Source organism: Mycobacterium parmense, from assembly GCF_010730575.1.
GTDB lineage: Bacteria > Actinomycetota > Actinomycetes > Mycobacteriales > Mycobacteriaceae > Mycobacterium > Mycobacterium parmense.
Genome location: NZ_AP022614.1, coordinates 5,397,895 through 5,416,259 on the forward strand (window position 1 = coordinate 5,397,895; position 18,365 = coordinate 5,416,259).

General features: G+C 65.7%; 18 protein-coding genes. 14 read left to right on the forward strand and 4 right to left on the reverse strand.

The window, feature by feature from the left end; all coding sequences use genetic code 11:
* The first annotated feature begins 120 nt into the window (after positions 1 to 120).
* The 10 genes from G6N48_RS25055 (at position 121) to G6N48_RS25100 (ending at position 12,765) form a co-directional block, all read left to right on the forward strand.
* On the forward strand, positions 121 to 1,635 hold the full coding sequence (locus tag G6N48_RS25055; protein WP_085270216.1) for an aldehyde dehydrogenase family protein: 1,515 nt from the start codon (positions 121 to 123) through the stop codon (positions 1,633 to 1,635).
* Positions 1,632 to 2,837 carry a CaiB/BaiF CoA transferase family protein gene (locus G6N48_RS25060; protein ID WP_085270217.1) on the forward strand — a complete coding sequence of 402 codons (1,206 nt, stop codon included), beginning with the start codon at positions 1,632 to 1,634 and terminating at the stop codon, positions 2,835 to 2,837. Before G6N48_RS25055 ends, G6N48_RS25060 begins: the two co-directional genes overlap by 4 nt.
* Positions 2,838 to 3,209: 372 nt before the next feature.
* On the forward strand, positions 3,210 to 4,028 hold the full coding sequence (locus G6N48_RS25065) for an MlaE family ABC transporter permease (protein WP_085270218.1): 819 nt from the start codon (positions 3,210 to 3,212) through the stop codon (positions 4,026 to 4,028).
* Positions 4,029 to 4,037: 9 nt separating this feature from the next.
* Complete coding sequence (locus G6N48_RS25070; RefSeq protein WP_085270219.1) at positions 4,038 to 4,883, forward strand: ABC transporter permease; 846 nt, start codon at positions 4,038 to 4,040, stop codon at positions 4,881 to 4,883.
* 20 nt (positions 4,884 to 4,903) lie between these two features.
* Positions 4,904 to 6,166 (forward strand): MCE family protein, encoded by a 1,263-nt coding sequence (locus tag G6N48_RS25075; RefSeq protein ID WP_085270220.1) that lies wholly within the window; start codon positions 4,904 to 4,906, stop codon positions 6,164 to 6,166.
* A complete protein-coding gene (locus G6N48_RS25080) occupies positions 6,163 to 7,185 on the forward strand; it encodes an MCE family protein (RefSeq protein WP_085270221.1) in 1,023 nt (340 codons plus the stop codon). The genes G6N48_RS25075 and G6N48_RS25080 overlap by 4 nt, the downstream gene beginning before the upstream one ends.
* Positions 7,185 to 8,303: an MCE family protein gene (locus tag G6N48_RS25085; RefSeq protein ID WP_085270287.1), complete on the forward strand. Its 1,119-nt coding sequence runs from the start codon at positions 7,185 to 7,187 to the stop codon at positions 8,301 to 8,303. The genes G6N48_RS25080 and G6N48_RS25085 overlap by 1 nt, the downstream gene beginning before the upstream one ends.
* Before the next feature lie 8 nt (positions 8,304 to 8,311).
* Complete coding sequence (locus G6N48_RS25090) at positions 8,312 to 9,727, forward strand: MCE family protein (protein WP_179969908.1); 1,416 nt, start codon at positions 8,312 to 8,314, stop codon at positions 9,725 to 9,727.
* Positions 9,724 to 11,019: an MCE family protein gene (locus G6N48_RS25095; RefSeq protein ID WP_085270223.1), complete on the forward strand. Its 1,296-nt coding sequence runs from the start codon at positions 9,724 to 9,726 to the stop codon at positions 11,017 to 11,019. Before G6N48_RS25090 ends, G6N48_RS25095 begins: the two co-directional genes overlap by 4 nt.
* Positions 11,020 to 12,765, forward strand: coding sequence for an MCE family protein (locus G6N48_RS25100; protein ID WP_085270224.1), 1,746 nt, complete (start codon positions 11,020 to 11,022; stop codon positions 12,763 to 12,765).
* A gap of 58 nt (positions 12,766 to 12,823) precedes the next feature.
* Here the strand turns inward: G6N48_RS25100 and G6N48_RS25105 are convergent, their stop codons facing one another.
* The 3 genes from G6N48_RS25105 to G6N48_RS25115 all read right to left on the reverse strand — a co-directional run bounded on the left by G6N48_RS25105 (position 12,824) and on the right by G6N48_RS25115 (position 14,865).
* Positions 12,824 to 13,345, reverse strand: coding sequence for an Rv2253/PknI dimerization domain-containing protein (locus tag G6N48_RS25105; RefSeq protein WP_085270225.1), 522 nt, complete (start codon positions 13,343 to 13,345; stop codon positions 12,824 to 12,826).
* 132 nt (positions 13,346 to 13,477) lie between these two features.
* Positions 13,478 to 14,095: a hypothetical protein gene (locus tag G6N48_RS25110; protein ID WP_085270226.1), complete on the reverse strand. Its 618-nt coding sequence runs from the start codon at positions 14,093 to 14,095 to the stop codon at positions 13,478 to 13,480.
* A complete protein-coding gene (locus tag G6N48_RS25115; RefSeq protein ID WP_372511336.1) occupies positions 14,092 to 14,865 on the reverse strand; it encodes a hypothetical protein in 774 nt (257 codons plus the stop codon). Before G6N48_RS25115 ends, G6N48_RS25110 begins: the two co-directional genes overlap by 4 nt.
* 180 nt (positions 14,866 to 15,045) lie before the next feature.
* Here G6N48_RS25115 and G6N48_RS25120 point away from each other — a divergent pair, with 180 nt between their 5' ends.
* Entirely contained in the window at positions 15,046 to 15,465 is a 420-nt protein-coding gene (locus tag G6N48_RS25120) for a hypothetical protein (RefSeq protein ID WP_179969909.1), read from the forward strand.
* A 12-nt stretch (positions 15,466 to 15,477) separates the two neighbouring features.
* On the opposite strand, the gene G6N48_RS25125 is transcribed toward G6N48_RS25120, so the two are convergent.
* Positions 15,478 to 16,089, reverse strand: a complete 612-nt coding sequence (locus tag G6N48_RS25125; protein ID WP_085270227.1) for a TetR/AcrR family transcriptional regulator — start codon at positions 16,087 to 16,089, stop codon at positions 15,478 to 15,480.
* Positions 16,090 to 16,191: 102 nt separating this feature from the next.
* On the opposite strand from G6N48_RS25125, the gene G6N48_RS25130 reads away from it, so the two are divergent.
* The 3 genes from G6N48_RS25130 to G6N48_RS25140 are packed head-to-tail and all read left to right on the forward strand — an operon-like array spanning position 16,192 to position 18,364.
* Positions 16,192 to 16,977 carry a hypothetical protein gene (locus tag G6N48_RS25130; protein ID WP_085270228.1) on the forward strand — a complete coding sequence of 262 codons (786 nt, stop codon included), beginning with the start codon at positions 16,192 to 16,194 and terminating at the stop codon, positions 16,975 to 16,977.
* A gap of 5 nt (positions 16,978 to 16,982) precedes the next feature.
* Positions 16,983 to 17,789, forward strand: a complete 807-nt coding sequence (locus tag G6N48_RS25135; RefSeq protein WP_276080924.1) for a hypothetical protein — start codon at positions 16,983 to 16,985, stop codon at positions 17,787 to 17,789.
* Entirely contained in the window at positions 17,786 to 18,364 is a 579-nt protein-coding gene (locus G6N48_RS25140) for a cytochrome c oxidase subunit 3 family protein (RefSeq protein WP_085270230.1), read from the forward strand. The genes G6N48_RS25135 and G6N48_RS25140 overlap by 4 nt, the downstream gene beginning before the upstream one ends.
* Position 18,365 lies beyond the last annotated feature (1 nt).

Here is an 18,365-nt window from a genome sequence, read left to right on the forward strand (position 1 = left end):
GAGCACGCCGGTCTCGTTTCTCAGGTTTCTTGAATTCTCGAGACCCGAATGTAAGATTCGCCCGGTAAGAGAATGAAATTATCGTGACGGCGACCACACCCGCCAGACCAGGGGGAACGAATGCCAGTGCAGGACACGGCAGAAACCATCGCAGATGCCGCGTCCGAGCCACTGGTCGATCGACGGCTGCTGATCGGCGGCCGGCTCCTCGCCGGCGACAAGACCTTCCCGTCGATCAATCCCGCCACCGGTGCCGTGATCGGTCACGCACCGGACGCCGGCGTCGGGGAAGCAGAGGCGGCGGTCTCGGCGGCCCGGCGCGCCTTCGACACGACAGGTTGGCCCACCAACGTCGAACTGCGGATCCGCTGTCTCGACCAATTGCACGAGGCGCTGATCGAGCACGCCGAGGAGTTGCGCGAACTGACCATCGCCGAGGTGGGTGCCACCCGCGCGCTGACCCAAGGTGCACAGCTCGACGAACCGATTGGGATCGTGCGCTTCTACGCCGACCTGCTCGGTAGCTACCAGTTCTCCGAAGACCTCGGTGAGCGGGAATCGCGCGGAATGCGGCATCACCGCTGGGTGGAGAAAGAGGCCGCGGGAGTGGTCGCGGCGATCATCGCCTACAACTACCCGAACCAGCTCGCCCTCGCCAAGCTCGCGCCCGCCCTGTCCGCCGGTTGCACCGTGGTGCTCAAGGGCGCTCCGGACACGCCGCTGGTCACGCTGGCCTTAGGCGAGCTGATCGCCAACCACACCGACATTCCCGCGGGTGTGGTGAACGTGCTCAGTTCGTCGGATCCCGCTGTCGGAGAAGCGCTGACGACCAGCCGCGACGTCGACGTGGTGACCTTCACCGGGTCGACCCCGGTGGGGCGCCGAATCATGGCCGCGGCGAGCGACACCGTCAAGCGCGTCTTCCTGGAGTTGGGCGGCAAGTCCGCAGTGATCATGCTCGACGACGCCGACTTCGCCAACGCCAGCCTCTTCGCGGCGTTCAGCATGGTCACCCACGCAGGGCAAGGCTGTGCGCTCACCTCCCGGCTGCTGGTGCCCAGGTCGCACCACGACGAGATCGTCGAGCTGATCGCGCAGAACTTCGCCAAGGTCCGCCACGGCGACCCCTCCGATCCGCACACCTATATGGGACCGCTGATCAACGAGCGACAGCGGGACAAGGTCGACGGCATGGTGCAGCGGGCCGTCGCTGCGGGGGCCACCCTCGTCACCGGGGGCAAGCGTTTGGATCCCGGCTACTTCTATGCGCCGACGCTGCTGACCGGCGTCGACCCCGACAGCGAGATCGCCCAGCAGGAGGTTTTCGGACCGGTGCTGGTCGTCATCGCATTCGACGACGATGACGACGCGGTGCGCATCGCGAACAACTCGATCTACGGGCTGGCCGGCGCGGTGTTCAGCCGCGACCAGGACCGGGCGCTGGCGGTGGCGCGCCGGATTCGCGCCGGGTCGTTCTCGATCAACGGCGGCAACTACTTTGGCGCCGACAGCCCGTTCGGTGGTTTCAAGCAGTCCGGCGTGGGCCGGGAGATGGGTGTGGCCGGGCTCGAGGAGTTTCTGGAGCGCAAGACGTACGCCGTGCCGGCGGCGCCGGCCAAGGGAGGCGTCGCATGAGGCCGCTGGAGGGCATCCGAGTCCTTGAAGTCGCGATGTACGGGTTCGTCCCGTCGGCGGGTGCGGTGCTTGCCGAGTGGGGCGCCGACGTGCTCAAGGTCGAGCACGCGGTGACCGGTGACCCGCAGCGCGGGCTCCGGCAGACCGGCATGCTGCGCGTCGAGGGCGACCCCAACCCCAACATCGAGCATGCCAACCGCGGCAAGCGCAGCATCGGGCTCGACATGTCGGTGGCGGAAGGCAGGGAGGTGCTCTGCGAGCTGGCCCGCCGGTCCGATGTGTTCCTCACCAGCTTCCTGCCCGGTGCGCGGAAGAAGTTCGGCATCGACGTCGACGACATTCGTGCGGTGAACCCGAAGATCATCTACGCGCGCGGGAGCGCGCTGGGCCCGCGCGGCGAAGAGTCGGTCAAAGGCGGATACGACATGACCGCCTTCTGGTGCCGGGCCGGAACCGCGGCCACCATCACCCCTGCGGGCATGCCGGGCATGATCGCACCACCCGGACCCGCCTACGGCGACACCATCTCCGGCACCAACCTCGCCGGTGGTATCGCGGCGGCCCTGCTGGCGCGGGAGCGCACCGGCGAACCGTCGATCGTCGACGTGTCGCTGCTGGGCAGCGGACTGTGGTCGATGGGGCACACGGTCGCGTTGACCAAGCACCTCGGCCAACGGCTGGAAGCACCGCCCCCCGGCGTGCACGGCGCGCCCAACAACCCGCTTGTGGGCCTGTACAGCACATCCGACGGGCGCTACATCTCCTTCGTGATGATGCAGCCGACAAAGTTCTGGGCCGACGTTTGCCGACATGTCGACCTGCCGGAACTTGCCGACGACCCGCGTTTCGCCACGGTCGAGAAGATCGCCGCCAACACACCGGATGCCGTGGAGATCTTGACCAAGGCCATCGCAACCCGCACGCTGGCCGAGTGGAGCGAACGATTTGCCACGCTGGCGGGGCCGTGGGCGCCCGTGCAGGACACCCTGCAGGCGGCCGAGGACGCCCAGATCCGGGCGAACGAGTACATGGTGCGGGCGGGTGAACTCGAACTCGTCGCCAACCCCGTTCAGTTCGACGTCGCGCCACCCCAGACCAAGCCGGCACCCGGGTTCGCCGAACAGACCGACGAGATCCTGATGGAGATCGGACTCGACTGGGACCGCATCATCGAGCTCAAGACGGCCGGGGCCGTCACCTAGAAGTGGAGCCCTCGTAATGTGTCAGCCCACCACCGGAAGTGACGCTGCCTGCCCGCGCGCCGCGGTTACAGGTTGTCCGATAACGGTTCTGCCTTTTTTCTCCCACCCGGACTCGGCATGAGTCATAATCACCGGACGCTTCAGGACGAGGGGCACTTCGTTCGAGGCGTCGACTCACGCAATCGAACGGAGGCACCGGCGTGAGGATCCGAAGCGCTGCCACGTCGGCGATGCGAGCCGAATCATGGCAAGCTACTGGGCTTTTCGTGGCCACCTGCGCCCACTCGGGAACGTCTGCCAAGCAGAATTTACCTCAACGGTTGTGCGACAACAAGACTGTCGGTCTCGTAGCGCGGAAAGGAGCTGACACCTATGGCGACTAAGGGCGCAGACCACTGGTCAGCTGGATTGCCGCAGCTGAAGTTGAAATGGGACATCTCGGGTCCCATGCAGGCGGTCGGAGCCCTGTTCGCGATGTCGGCTGACGCCGTCAAGTTCGCCTTCCGCCGGCCGTTCCAGTGGCGGGAGTTCCTGGAGCAGTCCTGGTTCGTCGCCCGGGTGTCGCTGGCTCCCACTCTGTTGGTCGCGATACCGTTCACCGTCCTGGTCAGTTTCACGCTCAACATCCTGTTGCGCGAACTGGGCGCGGCGGATCTGTCCGGTGCGGGTGCTGCGTTCGGCGCCGTCACCCAGCTCGGGCCGCTGGTCACCGTGTTGATCGTCGCGGGTGCCGGTGCGACGGCAATGTGTGCGGACCTGGGATCGCGAACGATTCGCGAGGAAATCGACGCGATGGAGGTGCTGGGCATCAACCCGGTGCAACGCTTGGTCACTCCCCGCATGCTGGCTTCCGGATTGGTCGCCTTCTTGCTCAACAGCCTCGTCGTCATCATCGGAGTCCTGGGCGGCTACGTCTTCTCGGTGTTCGTGCAGGACGTCAATCCCGGCGCCTTCGCCGCGGGTATCACCTTGCTCACCGGCGTGCCCGAGGTGGTCATTTCGTGCATCAAGGCAGCGCTTTTCGGCCTCATCGCCGGATTGGTCGCCTGCTACCGGGGTCTGTCGATCACCGGCGGGGGCGCCAAGGCCGTCGGCAACGCGGTGAACGAAACCGTCGTCTACGCCTTCATGTCCCTGTTCGTCGTCAATGTGGTCGTCACGGCGATCGGCATCAAGATGACGGCGAAGTAGGGGCTGCCGATGGCACTGAGGGCCGTATATCCACGATTGACTCGCCAGTTCGAGAGGCCCGTCACCGCGCTCGGCCGGATCGGCGACCACACCCTGTTCTACGGTAAAGCGCTTGCCGGAGTGCCCTTCGCGGCCACCCATTACCGGCGCGAGGTCATTCGACTGATTGCCGAGATCAGCATGGGCGCGGGCACTTTGGCGATGATCGGCGGAACCGTGGTGATCGTCGGCTTCCTGACGCTGGCGGCGGGCGGCACGCTGGCCATTCAGGGGTACACCTCGCTGGGCAATATCGGCATCGAGGCGCTGACGGGCTTTCTGGCCGCGTTCATCAATGTGCGCATCGCGGCACCGGTGGTTGCCGGGATCGGTCTGGCGGCGACCTTCGGCGCCGGGGTCACTGCCCAGCTGGGCGCCATGCGGATCAACGAAGAAGTCGACGCGTTGGAGAGCATGGCCATTCGGCCCGTTTCCTACCTGGTGAGCACGAGAATCCTCGCGGGGATGATGGCCATCACGCCGTTGTACAGCATCGCCGTGATCTTGTCGTTCCTGGCCAGCCAGTTCACCACGACGTTTTTGCTCGGACAGTCGCAAGGGCTCTACCAGCACTACTTCAACACGTTCCTGAACCCGATCGACCTGCTGTGGTCGTTTCTGCAGGCGATTCTGATGGCGCTCACGATTCTGCTGATCCACACCTACTACGGCTATTTCGCTTCGGGGGGGCCGGCGGGTGTCGGCAACGCGACCGGCAACGCCGTGCGGACCTCGCTCATCGTCGTCGTCTCGGTAACGCTGTTGGTCTCGCTGTCTGTCTACGGTACGAACGGCAACTTCAACCTGTCCGGCTAGCTTCAGGAGGTGGAACGGCAGTGACGCAGAGTGTGCCCGCGGGTCGCGGGGCGGTCGCCGGCCGACCCGCGCGCACCGGCCACGCACGTCCGCCGGCCGGGCGTAACTACCTGCCGCCCCTGCTCGGACTGGCCACCGTCGTCGTGATTTGCTTGATTTTCGCCGTGGCCGTGGGATTGTTTCAGGGTTCCTTCACAGAATCCGTTCCGGTGACCGTGATTTCGCAGCGCGCGGGCCTGGTGATGAACCCGGACGCCAAGGTCAAGCTGCGTGGCGTGCAGGTGGGCAAGGTCGCCTCGGTCGATTCACTGCCCAACGGCCAAGCGGCCATTCATCTGGCGATGGATCCGTCGCAGTTGCGCTTCATCCCCGGCAACGTACTCGTCGACATCGCGTCGTCGACGGTGTTCGGCGCCAAGTCCGTTCTGTTGGTGGAGCCTGCCCACCCCTCGGCCCAGCGGCTGCACAGCGGCCAAACGCTGCAGGGCCAACACGTCATGGTCGAAATCAACACGGTATTCCAGCAATTGGTGTCGGTTCTGTCCCACATCGACCCGCCGAAGCTCAACGAGTCGCTGGGTGCGCTTGCGCAAGCGTTCAGTGGGCGGGGCCCGCAGCTCGGTCAGTCGCTGAGCGACCTGGATTCGTTTCTGGCCAGGCTGGAGCCCAGCCTTCCCGCCTTCCGGCATGACCTTGCGGTCTTGCCCGCGGTGTCCAACGCCTATGCCGACGCGGCACCCGACCTGGTGAAGACGGCCGCCAACGCGACCCGGATCAGCAAGACGCTCGTCGATGAGCAGCACAACCTGGACGCCTTGCTGATCAGCGCGATCGGCCTGGCCGACATCGGCAACGACGTGTTGTCGACCAACCGCGGTCCGCTGACGAACGTGCTGCATCTCCTGGTACCGACCACCGACCTGACCAACGAGTACCACGAGGTGTTCACCTGCGGCTTCGGCGGGTTGATCAACATTTCCCACGGTCCGCCCCTGTCGGAACCGAGCATCAACATCTCGGCGAGCCTCACCTGGGGCGGTGAACGTTATCGGTATCCGACGAACCTGCCAAAGGTTGCCGCCACGGGCGGTCCCCAGTGCATGGGCCTGCCGAACCTGCCGTTCAACTCGCATCCGCCGCAGTTCATCACCGATATCGGCGCCAACCCGGTGGGGTACGGAAACCCACAGGTGCTGATCAACTCCGATCTGCTCAAGCAACTGTTGTACGGACCGATCGCCGGCCCGCCGCGCAACTCCGCCCAGGTCGGACAACCCGGATGAGAACGCGGGCCACGCTGGTCAAGTTCGCGATCTTCGCGGTCGTGATGTCGATGCTGACCGCCTTCCTCTTCTTCATCTTCGGCCAGTACCGGACCGGTGCGACGACGGGGTATTCGGCGGTGTTCTCCGACGTGTCGCGTCTCAAGCCGGGGCAGTCGGTGCGGGTCGCCGGGATCCGGGTCGGCACGGTCAACAACGTGTCGCTGCAACCGGACAAGAAGGTTGTGGTGGACTTCGACGCCGACCGCAGCGTCGTGCTCACCGAGGGAACCAGGGCGGCCGTGCGCTACCTGAACCTGGTGGGCGATCGCTACCTCGAACTTGTCGAAGGTCCGGGCTCGACCAGGCATCTGCCGGCCGGCGGTCAGATTCCTCTCAGCCGCACAGCACCGGCGCTCGACCTTGACCTGCTGCTCGGCGGACTCAAACCCGTGACGCAGGGCCTGAATGCACAAGATGTCAACGCCTTGACCTCGGGCCTGCTGCAGGTCTTCCAGGGGCAGGGCGGGACCCTCGAGTCGCTGTTCGCCAAGACGACGTCGTTTTCGAACGCCTTGGCCGACAACGACCAGACCGTGCAGCAACTGATCGACAACCTCAATATCGTGATCGGAACGATCTCCAAGGACGGCACCAAGTTCTCCGGCGCGATCGATCGGCTCGAGCAGCTCGTCAGTGGGCTGTCGGACGACCGCAGCACCATCGGGTCGGCCATCGACGCCCTGGACAAGGGAACCGCCTCACTGGCGGACCTGCTGGGCAACGCGCGGCCGCCGTTGACCGGCACCATCGATCAGTTGAACCGACTGGCGCCATATCTGGATAACGACAAGGACCGCCTCGACGCGGCACTCGGGAAGGCGCCGAGGAACTACCGCAGACTGGTCCGGCTGGGGGCGAACGGCGCCACCATTCCCTACTACCTCTGCCAGTTGGAGCTCCGCGGCACGGATCTCCAGGGCAGGACGGTGAAAGCCCCCATATTCAGGTCGGACGCTGGAAGGTGCACGGAACCCTGATGCTCAAGTATCGCGGAGCTGGGCTCGTCAAGGCCGGACTCATCGGCGTCGTTCTGGCGGTGATGATCATCCTCGTGGGCCTGTCGCCCGACCGGTTCGTCACATGGGCGACGATGGTCAGGTATCAGGCGCTGTTCACCGAAGCCGGCGGCCTGGCGACGGGCAACCCCGTCGTCGTCTCGGGCGTCAAGGTCGGCACGGTGTCGGACGTGAAGCTGAGTCACGGCGATGCCCTGGTGACGTTCGCGATGAAGGGCAACGTACTGCTGGGATCGGAGACTTCGGCGCACATCCGCACCGGTTCGCTGCTCGGCGAGCGGATGCTGACGCTGGAGTCCTCCGGCAGCGGCACGATGCATCCGATGGCCCTGATTCCCGTCACGCGTACGTCTTCGCCGTATTCACTGACGGAGGCGGTCAGCGATTTGACCACGGACACAGCCGGAACCAACACCACGGCTCTCAACCAGTCGTTGGACACGTTGTCGGAGACTCTCGACCAGGTCGCGCCTCAAATGGGACCGGCCTTCGACGCGCTCACCCGGTTGTCGCGCACCCTCAACAGCCGCAACAAGAACCTCGGCGAGCTGTTCAAGAGCGCCGGGGACGTCACGGGGATTCTTTCCGAACGCAGCCAGCAGGTGAACAAACTCATCCTCAACTCCGACTCGCTGCTCCAAGTGCTGGTAGCGCGCCGGCAGGAGATCGTGGATCTGCTGGCCAACACGTCGGCGGTGGCCAAACAGCTGACCCAATTGGTGCACGACAACGAAAGCAAATTGGCACCGACCCTGGAGCGGCTGAATTCGGTGACCGCGGTGTTGCAGAAGAACCGAGACAACATCAGCAAGGCGCTGCCGGGCCTCAAGAAGTTCCAGATCACGGTGGGCGAGGGCATCTCCAGCATGTACGCTTACCAGGCGTTTGTCCCGAACTTCCTTGCGCCCCAACTCTTCCAGCCGATCATCGACTATCTGTGGGGATTCCGCACCTTCGACACTTCTAAAGGCCCCGGTTACCCGTCGCCGGTGCCCCGGTCGCTCACGCCCTGGCCGTACAACGGCATTCCGGTATGCCCCGGCTGCACGCTGGGCGGCAGGGTCGGAGGATCGCAGTGACCTCCCGGATGCCCCGCACGAGGCTGACGGCCGTGGCCGCGGTCGTCCTGGTCGGGCTTGTCCTCGCGGGAGCCGCCGTGCTGGTCCGCAATACGTTCTATGGCCCACGCACGATCACCGCCTTTTTCACCACCGCCACCGCGATCTATCCCCATGACGAGGTGCGGGTGGCGGGCGTCAAAGTCGGCACCATCAAATCGATTCAGCCGGAGGGCACGCAGGCCAAGATGACCCTCGAGGTCGACCACGGCGTGCCGATTCCGGCGGACGCGAAGGCGGTGATCGTCGCCCCGAACTTGGTGGCCTCCCGATACGTCCAGCTGACACCGGCTTATCGAGACAGCGGGCCGGTCATGCGCGACGGCGGGGTCATACCGGTCGAACGCACCGCAGTGCCGGTCGAGTGGGATGAGGTCAAGACCCAGTTGATGCGGCTCGCAACGGATTTGGGACCCAAAAGCGGGGTCTCGGGCACGTCGGTGGGCCGGTTCATCGACAGCGCCGCCAACGCGCTCGAGGGCAACGGCGACAAGCTGCGGCAGACCCTCGGTGAACTGTCAGGGGTGGGCCGCATCCTGGCCAACGGCAGCGGCAACATCGTCGACATCATCAAAAACCTGCAGACATTCGTCGGCGCCCTGCGTGACAGCAATGTCCAGATCGTGCAGTTCAACGACCGCCTGGCCACACTCGCCAGCGTGGTGAACGACAGCAAATCGGATCTCGACGCGGCGCTGAGCGATCTGTCCACGGCGGTCGGCGAGGTGCAGCGATTCATCGCGGGGACGCGTAATCAGACCAGCGAGCAGATCGCCCGTTTGGCCGATGTCACGCAGGTCCTGGCCGACCAGCACATGGACCTGGAGAACATCCTGCACGCAGCGCCGAACGCGCTCGGCAACTTCTTCAACGACTACAACGCCGACACCGGAACCATCGTGGGAGGCTTCGGCATCATGAACTTCGCCAACCCCACGTTCTCTGGTCTGCTGGTTCCGGTGCCCGTGCCCGGCTGCACGGCACTCGGCGCCATCGAAAACGTGACCGCCGTCGAATCGGGCAAGCTGTGCTCGATGTTCCTCGGCCCCGGGTTGCGGGTGCTCAACTTCAACAACCTGCCGATCCCGATCAACATCTTCCTGCAGAAATCGGTCGACCCGAAGAACATTCTGTACAGCGAACCGCGCCTCGCGCCCGGCGGCGAGGGCCCGAAACCCGGACCGCCCGAGATCCCGCCCGCGGTGTCGGCCTACACCGGATTGCCGGGTGACCCGGTCGGTCCACCCGGGGCGGTGCCGCCGGCGCGGATCCCCGGTGCGGCGATGCCGCTGCCGCCCCCGCCGTCCACGCCGATGCCGCCACCGCCGCCTCCCGCGGCGAACGTGTCAGACATGTTGCTGCCGGCCGAAGGCCCACAGCAATGACCGCCGGGACAGCGGCCCGCCGGATGTTCGTCGTCGGCTGTTGCGTGGTGCTGACGGCGACGGGATGCGCATTCCACGGTCTGAACTCGCTACCGTTGCCCGGCGCGGTGGGACGCGGACCGGGGGCCAACATCTACCACGTGGAGCTCCCCAATGTCGGCACCATGGAGTCGAATTCGCCAGTGATGATCGACGATGTCGTGGTCGGCAGCGTCGGCGCGATGAGGGTGAAAGGCTGGCACGCCGACGTCGAGATCTCGGTGAAGCACGACGTCGTCGTCCCGGCCAACGTGGTGGCCACCGTCGGTCAGACCAGCCTGCTGGGGTCGATGCATGTGGAGCTCAACACGCCGCTCGGCCAGCAGGGGAGCGGACGGCTGCAGCCGGGCGCCACCATCCCGCTGAGTCGATCATCGGCCTACCCGTCCACAGAACAGACGCTCTCGTCGCTGGGGGCGGTCCTCAATGGCGGTGGCCTGGGCCAGATCGGGGAGATCATCCACAATTTCTCCGCCGCCTTGTCCGGGCGTGAGGGCGCGGTACGCGACCTGATCACCCGCCTCGACACTTTCGTCGGCACGCTGGACGATCAGCGGGACAATCTCGTCGACTCCATACAGGCGCTGAACCGGCTTGCCGGCACGTTCGCCGACCAGCGCGACGTCCTCACCCAGGCGCTGCAGAAGATACCGCCGGCGCTCGACGTGCTCGTCAAGGAGCGCCCGCGGCTGACCGCCGCGCTGGACAAACTTCGAGTGTTCAGCAACACCGCCACCCGGCTGGTCAACGACTCCCAGGCCGACCTGGTCAAGAACCTCAAGAACCTCGAGCCGACCATCCGGGCGCTTGCCGACGTCGGACCCGAACTGGGCACGGCGGTCGCGGCCGCGTTCGTGTTCCCGTTCACCCAGAACTTCGTCGACCGGGCGATCCGGGGCGACTACTTCAACCTGCACGTCGATTTGGACCTGTCGATTCCACGGCTGAAGCGAGGACTGATGCTGGGGACCCACTGGGGGCAGCTGGACCAGCCGTTGGTGCCGGCGCCAGGGGACCCGTATTACCTGCAGTACACCCACGATCCGATGCATGACCCACTGCGGCCGCCGTGGGTCGACCCGGCGAGCCTCCCTCCGCTGCCCGGCCCGGCGCCGAATACCGGCCCGCGGCCCGGGCCGCCGCCCGCAGCGGGTCCACTGCCCGGGCCCGCGCCCGCCGCGACGCCGCCGCTGGACGCGGGTCTTGGTCAAGCGCCGCCCGCCGAGGCGCCTGCGACGGGAGCGGGGGGATAGATGCTGACCCGCTTCGTTCGGATCCAGCTGGCGATCTTCGCGGTCGTCGGGACCATTGGCGTGATCGCGATGGTTCTCTACTACATCCAGGTGCCGACCCTGCTGGGCATCGGTCGCATGACGGTGACGCTGGAGCTGCCGGCCACCGGCGGCCTGTACCGGTTTTCCAACGTGACGTACCGGGGGGTTCAGCTCGGCAAGGTCACGTCGGTGAGTTTGACGCCGGACGGTGCGAAAGCGACGCTGTCGCTGAGCAGTTCACCGAAGGTGCCCGCGGACCTGACGGCGGCGGTGCTCAGCGTCTCCGCGGTGGGCGAGCAGTACGTCGACTTGCGGCCCAAAACGGATTCGCCGCCCTACCTGCATGACGGGTCGGTGATCTCCGCGCGCGACACGACGATTCCGCAGCCGGTCGGGCCGATGCTCGACCAGGTCAACGCTTTGGTCCAAAGCATCCCGAAGACAAAACTCGGCCAGTTGCTCGACGAGTCCTTCCAGGGCTTCAACGGTTCCGGTTATGACCTGGGGTCGCTGATCGATTCCTCACAGACGTTGTCCCGCGATGCCAACGGCGTCGTCGATCGCACCCGAGCCCTCACCGAAGACACCGGGCCGCTCCTGGACACCCAAGCGCGCACCACCGATTCGATCAGGACGTGGGCACATAGCTTCGCAGGCATCTCGGATGTGCTGGTGGACAACGATTCCCACTTCCGCACCATCCTGCAGAACGGCCCGGAGGCAGCGAACGAGGCGTCCCGGCTCCTCGAGCAGATCAAACCGACGCTGCCCGTGTTGCTTGCCAACCTGACCACCATCGGTCAGATCGGGATCACGTACCACCCGTCGCTGGAGCAGCTGCTGGTGTTGCTGCCGTCGGCGGTTGCGATCGAGCAGGCCGCCGCGGCGCCGAACCATCCCGAGGGAACGGCCCAGGGCGACTTTGCGCTGACCATCGACGATCCGCCGATCTGCACGGTCGGCTTCATGCCACCCAACACCTGGCGATCCCCGGACGATCTCACCGACATCGACACACCGGACGGGTTGTACTGCAAGCTTCCGCAGGATTCACCGATCGGGGTTCGCGGTGCCCGCAACTATCCCTGCATGGGTCACCCCGGCAAGCGGGCGCCCACCGTCGAGATCTGCAACAGCGACAAGCCCTACATGCCCCTGGCCATGAAACAGCACGTCCTCGGTCCCTACCCACTGGACCCCAACCTGCTCTCCCAGGGCGTCCCGCCCGATGACCGGGTCACCGTGAACGACAGGATTTTCGGCCCACTGGAGGGAACGCCGCTGCCGCCGGGGGCGGTGCCGCGCGGCACACCGGCAGGGCCACGGGGACAAAACCCGCCACCGGACACCGTCGGGGCCGCGGTTCCGCCGGTGCCGTCGTCGGGACCGCCTCCGCTGGCGCCGATGTCGCCGATGTCGGCGGACCTTCCGCCCATAGCGCCGCTCGACGTCGCATCACCGGAGCAAGCCCCGCCACCGGCCGCGCCGCCCGCCCCGCCCGCTCCTGCCGATCCCGCGGCACCCGACCCGGCCGGCCAGGGAGGCCCGCAGGCCGCGCCGAGCGCGTTCGGTGCCCCGGGTGGTAAGCGGGGGCCGACCGTCACAATCGCCCGCTACGACCCGCACACGGGTCGTTATGTGGGTCCGGACGGACGGCTCTACCAGCAATCGGACCTCGTTGCCCCGAAAGCGCCTAAGACGTGGCAGGACATGTTTCCCACCTGAGGCCGCCCGTAGCACGCCGGCCGAAAGTGAAGCGGCGCAGTAAGACGCGAACGCGCCGTCAGCTCAGCTTGTCCAGGCGCAGCGGCATTGCGATATCAAGCCACTGATTCTGCCCGCAGGCTCCGGACGGTCCGACCGTCTTGTCTTTTCCGGCGTAGGTCGACGACCCGACCTGATATCCGCCGTATTCGTTGACGGGATAGAAAAAATAGGTCTGTTGCCCGTCGAATGCGGTACCGTCCTGGCACCGCTCCCAGTTCGGCACGTCGCGTCGTAGCTTCCACATTTCGCCGTCATTCAGATACAGGGGGGCGCTCCAGCCTTGGTCGCTGGTCACCGTGCCGTGGCATTCGAAAAATGTGTCGCACGTCGAGCTGATCGTCCACGTCTGGACGACCGTCGGCTCGCCGAAGTATTGATCGTTGCGCTGGGCCCAATCGCCGATCGAGGTGGCGCGGAACGTCCCGTTGACGGCCACTTCTTCCTTGGTTGTGGCCCGGGCCGCGGATGCGGTGCTCAAACCGCCGAACACGGTGGCAGCGAGCAGCGTTGCGGTGGTGAGTGTTCGAACTGAACGCATCAGGTGCTCCTCGACGCGATTAATCCGACAGTTGCCCGGGGCAGCTTTTCGGCATCGGTTGCGGCGTTCTCGCGCGATGAGAATAACACTCGCGCCCAGCGAGCGGGTACCGAATAAAAAAGTCAGGCAGAGTTACGACAGCGGATCCAACTTCGAGATCAGCCAGGAATTCTTGACCTTCGTCAACGTCACCATCGCTCCGGTGGCCGTTGTCTGCGGTTGCGGCTTGTCCTTGCTGGTGGCGGTCTGGTCGATGAACACGAGTACGGCAGCTGAATCCGCGTGCAGCTCTGAAATGGCGGCCCGAATTACCTTGGCGGACTGCGTGACGCGCTTCTGCTGGGCCAGCGCGGCGATCTGTTCGGTGAACTTGATGTAGTAGGCGAGGAAGTTGCCGGTGAGATAGGACTCCGCCTTGGCGAAGTCACGGTTCAGGTTGTCCGGAGCGTACGACAGCACCGCCACGGCGCCGTCTGACGCCACCTGGACTGCCCGTTGCGCCGCCGCATCGCCGACCTGCTGATCGGGCCGATACACAGCGAAGAACAAGGCGGCGGGCACGCCCACCGCGCACGCGACCATCGTCGCCGCGATCACCAATTGCCAGCTCGCCGAACACCGTCGGATCAGGCGCTTGACCGAGGCCGGCCCGTTGGGGCGAGCCGATTCCGGCGAAGCGGGCGACGACTCCGCCGCGTCGGACGACGTGGGCTCCGTGCCGTGGGGGGACGAGCCGTGCTCGGCGGTCATCTCAAGAAATCGACATTCGACATTTTGAGCTGACCGCCGTCCCTCTGGAGGTCGACGCTGATCCGCCATACGACAGGGGGCCGATGTGTGTTGTCCGCGTTGGTCACCTCGGATCTCGCCGCGACGAGCAAGACCGCCGAATCGTCACTCATGGACTCGACGGCGACAGCTTCGACGATGCCTTTACTGCTGACCTTCGATTCCTCCGTCTGTTTGGCCATCATCGCTGACATCGCCGCCATCTGGCTCTTGAAGTCGCCTGTGGAGTCGTCGATGATGTGCTGGTAGTCGTCCCTGGCATGGTTGGCGTCAATGGACATCAACGTCGTGATCCGCTGCCGGGCAACGGCGGTGAACTCCGCCGCGAGCTGTTGTCTGTGAACCGTGATGCGGTGTTGCCACACCATGTAACCGCTCGCTGCGAGCGAAGCGCACGCGAGGACGGTGCCGATGCCGACGGCTACCGTCTTGCGCCCGGGGCGGTGCGCCCAACCCGGCCGGCCCGGGCGGCGGAGCCAGCGCGGCCGGCTGGGACGCCGCGGCAACCGCAGGGGTGTCCGGGGCGACTTCCCCGGCTGCTGCCCGACGTCCTGGCGAGTGGCGGGATAGGCGGAACCCTCCGCGTCGCCGGCCCGGGCCGCCCCGCGAAGGCTTGCCAGGCGTGTGCGGGCCGCCGCAGCGCGCGCTTCGGCCTTGGCAACTTCGTCTTCTGCGTCCGCTTCCGAGACGGGCGCCATGGCGCCGGGGCCAACCCCCTGCGGATCGTGCACGGAGAAGGAGCTTATCACTTCGGCCCGGCGCGACGGCCTCTTCGGGCCGCTGCGTTCGCGGCTCTCACGTGCGGAAACGCCCGGCCGCCGGCATGTGGGTGGACGGGCTTGGGGGTGGCGGCGCGCCGACCGCTGCCCGGTTCGGTTGCTCCTCTCCAACCAGGAGAATTTTCCTTCCAGATGTGGCAAAGTGATCGGGTGCGATTCATCGTGGCAATGGCTGCCGCGTTGCTCGGCGCCGGTGTGCTGGCGGCGCCGCCAGCCGTGGCTGGGCCGAGCGTTTGCGACTACCCCGCCTGCACCCCGGGCATCATGCCGCACCAGGTTCTGGGCGCGCCGTGTGACAACACCACTTATTACGCCTTCGGCGTCGACGACAGCGTCGTTCCCCCCGCCGGGCAGCCCGGCCGGTTGATGTTCTGCGGCTCGCCGCGGCGATACCAGCCGCGATGGTTCCGGTCACCTCCCATGGCGGGGGTCAAGGACGAAGGCGCACCGTGCCAGAACTATCAGAACTACGTCGCGCAGGCGCCCGACGGTCTGTTCCTCATCTGTTACGCCCACGACGGCATGATGAGCTGGATCCGCGCCGACACGTAGACGCAACGCGATTCAGTGCCGGCCTGTCCGGCCTGTCCTAGGCAGGCCGAGCAGCCGCCGGCTCAGATCAATCACCCGTTCGAGCAATGTCGCGTCGTCGATGTCGGCAACCAGCGGATGCATGACCGCGGTGCTCAGCGCACCGGAGAACATGGCCGCCTCGATCCGCCCGTCCAGGCCGGCATCTCTCAACAGCACCCGGTAGAGACGGTCCATGAAAAGCTGAAATGGCTTGTGCTCGGCCAGCAATCGGACCACGACGGGATCGAACTGCAGCGTACGCACCAGACGGCGGTCTTGAACCGCCATCTCGACGACGCGCACCAACAGCGCATCGCGGGCCCGCACTCCGTCGCCATGCGCCTCGGCTTCCTCCAGCGCGGGCTCCAGCCGGCCGAGCTCACGCTCGGTGACCGCGATGACGATCTGCTCCTTGGTCCGAAATTGATGGTAGACAGCGGCTTTGGTTACACCGACGGCATCGGCGATCATCTGCAGCGAGGTGCCGCTGACCCCGTGAGAGGCGAACAGGTCGAGCGCGGCGTCGAGCACCCGCGTCCTGGCGGCGCTGTGTTTGATCACCCACGATTGCCCACCGGCAGCCGGCTGCCGTGCTGTTGTCACGTAATGAGACTAGACGACGCCTATTGACCGAAGCTAGCCGATCGGCTAGCTTCGCTCTCTAGCCGGGTTTCGGCGGTTGTCTCAGGCGGGGAAGGGGACCCGATGTCCAACGGCGGCGGAAACGATTCAGGCGCCGGCCGACCCGCGCGTCTCGCGCCCCGGCGCACCGACGGAGAAGTCATTCTGCTGTGGACATTGCCCGTTACGATGGGCCTCTGGGTCGCCGGCTTCGTGCTGTTTCCGGGATTCAATCCGCCGATGTCGCCGACGCTGACCGCCGAACAGGTCGCCGCGTTCTACCGCGATCCCGCGCATCTGCCCGAGATCCGGTACAGCATGATCATCTTCAACTGGTTCGGCGTGTGCCTGATCCCCATCCTGGCCCTGATCGTGCTGCAGATCCGCAGGATGGCGCACCGGACCCCGATCTTCTCCTACGCCATGCTCGGCTGCATGGCCGGCGGTCCCGCCCTCTTCCTCGTCGCCAACATCTGCTGGCTCCTGGCGGCCTTCCGCCCCGAACGCAATCCCGAACTCACCCAGATGTTCAACGACTTCGCCTGGATCACGTTCACCATTCTCGTTCCCTTCCTGATCGGACAGAGCGTGATACTGGCCGTAGCAATCTATTTCGACGATCAGCCGCGTCCGGTCTTCCCCCGTTGGGCCGCCCACTTCAACCTGCTGACAGCGGCCGCGCTGGTGCCCGCGGCCTTCGTCGGGGTGACGTTGACCGGTCCGCTGGCGTGGGACGGTTTCCTCTCGTTCTGGGTGAAGAACGTTGCGATCGCGGTCTGGCTCGTCGTCATGGGAGTCGTCCTGGGGCGAGCCATCTATCGTGAGCGCGCCGAGCTACCCGGGCGCGGCGAAGAACTGGTCATGCAGTGAGCACGCTGACGACATCGTCGGTGTCGGAGACCACGCCGCCGTCGGGCCCGCTGTTCTCCCGGATCGGCTGGCACCTGCTGCGCGGCCCCAAGCGCGAATTGTGGCTGGCGTGGGCGATTCTCCTGGTCTTCTACAACGTCTTCTTCCCCGTGTTCTTCATCGTGGCGCAGGTCCAGCCCCCGCCCCAGCCCACCTGGGACCTCGCCACGCAGGTGCACTGGTTCTCCGAACGCCACCTGGGGATCCCCCTGGGCTTCGGCGTCATCTTCGCCATCAGTGGAATGATCGCGGTGAACAATGCGCTCATCGCGTATTCGATGCGGCGGATGTCGGTCAGTCCCGCGTTCGGCTACTCCTATCTGATCATCTACTCGCTCAGTGCGATTCCCGGCATGATGCTGCTCAACATCGCGTTGATCGTCGGCACGCTGCGACCGGGCCGCGACCCGGAAGCGATCGGCTGGCTCTACGACTTCGCCTTCTTGTCGTTCGACGGAACCATGGGGGTCTTCCTGATCGGCTCGCTGATCTGGATGGTCGCGATACTGCTCGACAAGAATCGGGTGTTTCCCAAGTGGTTCGGCTACCTCAACCTTTGCAACGCGCTCACCGAGGTGGTCGTGGCGCCGTGCTGGATCTTCAGGCGCGGCGTCCTGGCATGGAACGGGCAGATCGCCTGGTGGCTGGACATGGTCGTATTCGGGGTCTACCAGGTCACTTTCATCGTCATGCTCTTCCAGATGATCCGGCGCGACGACCTCGGCACCGGGCCGCTGGCGGCCGGCGAACGCAAGAAGGCGGCTGCGCGATGATCGAGGTAGCCGAGAAGAGCGAACGCGCCCGGTTCGTTCCCGGCCAGCCCGACATGTGGGCCTTCGTGTTGTTCGAGACCTTGGTCTTCACCGGGTATTTCGCCTTCTACCTGTTCTACCGCGCCCGAAGCCCCGAGCTCTACCTGCACGCCCAGGCGCACCTGGACCTGCGTGTCGGCGTCTTCAACACCCTCGTCCTGCTGCTGAGCTCCTGGTCGGTGGCGCGCTGTGTCCAGTCGGCCCGCGTGGGCGCCGACCGGGCGGCGGTCAGGGACGTTGCCCTCACTGCCGCGTTCGCCGCGGTGTTTCTGTTCGTCAAGGTCTTCGAGTGGGCGCGGTTGGTCCGCACGGGCAACGGCCTGGACAGCGACGACTTCTTCACCTACTACTTGTTCCTCACCGGAATCCACTTCGTCCATCTGCTGATCGGGTTGGTCGCCCTCGGCGTCGTGGCCTATCAACTTCTGAGTCCACGACGGCGGTCGCAGGAGATCGTCGAAACGTGCGCCACCTACTGGCACACCGTCGATTTCCTGTGGGTGCTCATCTTCGCGCTGTTGTACGTGGTCAGGTGAG

What these genes read in the sequence shown, in the direction of transcription:
- G6N48_RS25110 (WP_085270226.1), bottom strand. Translation starts at nt 14,095, where the DNA reads ATGACCGCCGAGCACGGCTCGTCCCCCCACGGCACGGAGCCCACGTCG.
- G6N48_RS25060 (WP_085270217.1), top strand. Translation starts at nt 1,632, where the DNA reads ATGAGGCCGCTGGAGGGCATCCGAGTCCTTGAAGTCGCGATGTACGGG.
- G6N48_RS25095 (WP_085270223.1), top strand. Translation starts at nt 9,724, where the DNA reads ATGACCGCCGGGACAGCGGCCCGCCGGATGTTCGTCGTCGGCTGTTGC.
- G6N48_RS25120 (WP_179969909.1), top strand. Translation starts at nt 15,046, where the DNA reads ATGTGGCAAAGTGATCGGGTGCGATTCATCGTGGCAATGGCTGCCGCG.
- G6N48_RS25090 (WP_179969908.1), top strand. Translation starts at nt 8,312, where the DNA reads ATGCCCCGCACGAGGCTGACGGCCGTGGCCGCGGTCGTCCTGGTCGGG.
- G6N48_RS25080 (WP_085270221.1), top strand. Translation starts at nt 6,163, where the DNA reads ATGAGAACGCGGGCCACGCTGGTCAAGTTCGCGATCTTCGCGGTCGTG.
- G6N48_RS25140 (WP_085270230.1), top strand. Translation starts at nt 17,786, where the DNA reads ATGATCGAGGTAGCCGAGAAGAGCGAACGCGCCCGGTTCGTTCCCGGC.
- G6N48_RS25065 (WP_085270218.1), top strand. Translation starts at nt 3,210, where the DNA reads ATGGCGACTAAGGGCGCAGACCACTGGTCAGCTGGATTGCCGCAGCTG.
- G6N48_RS25100 (WP_085270224.1), top strand. Translation starts at nt 11,020, where the DNA reads ATGCTGACCCGCTTCGTTCGGATCCAGCTGGCGATCTTCGCGGTCGTC.
- G6N48_RS25105 (WP_085270225.1), bottom strand. Translation starts at nt 13,345, where the DNA reads ATGCGTTCAGTTCGAACACTCACCACCGCAACGCTGCTCGCTGCCACC.
- G6N48_RS25055 (WP_085270216.1), top strand. Translation starts at nt 121, where the DNA reads ATGCCAGTGCAGGACACGGCAGAAACCATCGCAGATGCCGCGTCCGAG.
- G6N48_RS25085 (WP_085270287.1), top strand. Translation starts at nt 7,185, where the DNA reads ATGCTCAAGTATCGCGGAGCTGGGCTCGTCAAGGCCGGACTCATCGGC.
- G6N48_RS25130 (WP_085270228.1), top strand. Translation starts at nt 16,192, where the DNA reads ATGTCCAACGGCGGCGGAAACGATTCAGGCGCCGGCCGACCCGCGCGT.
- G6N48_RS25070 (WP_085270219.1), top strand. Translation starts at nt 4,038, where the DNA reads ATGGCACTGAGGGCCGTATATCCACGATTGACTCGCCAGTTCGAGAGG.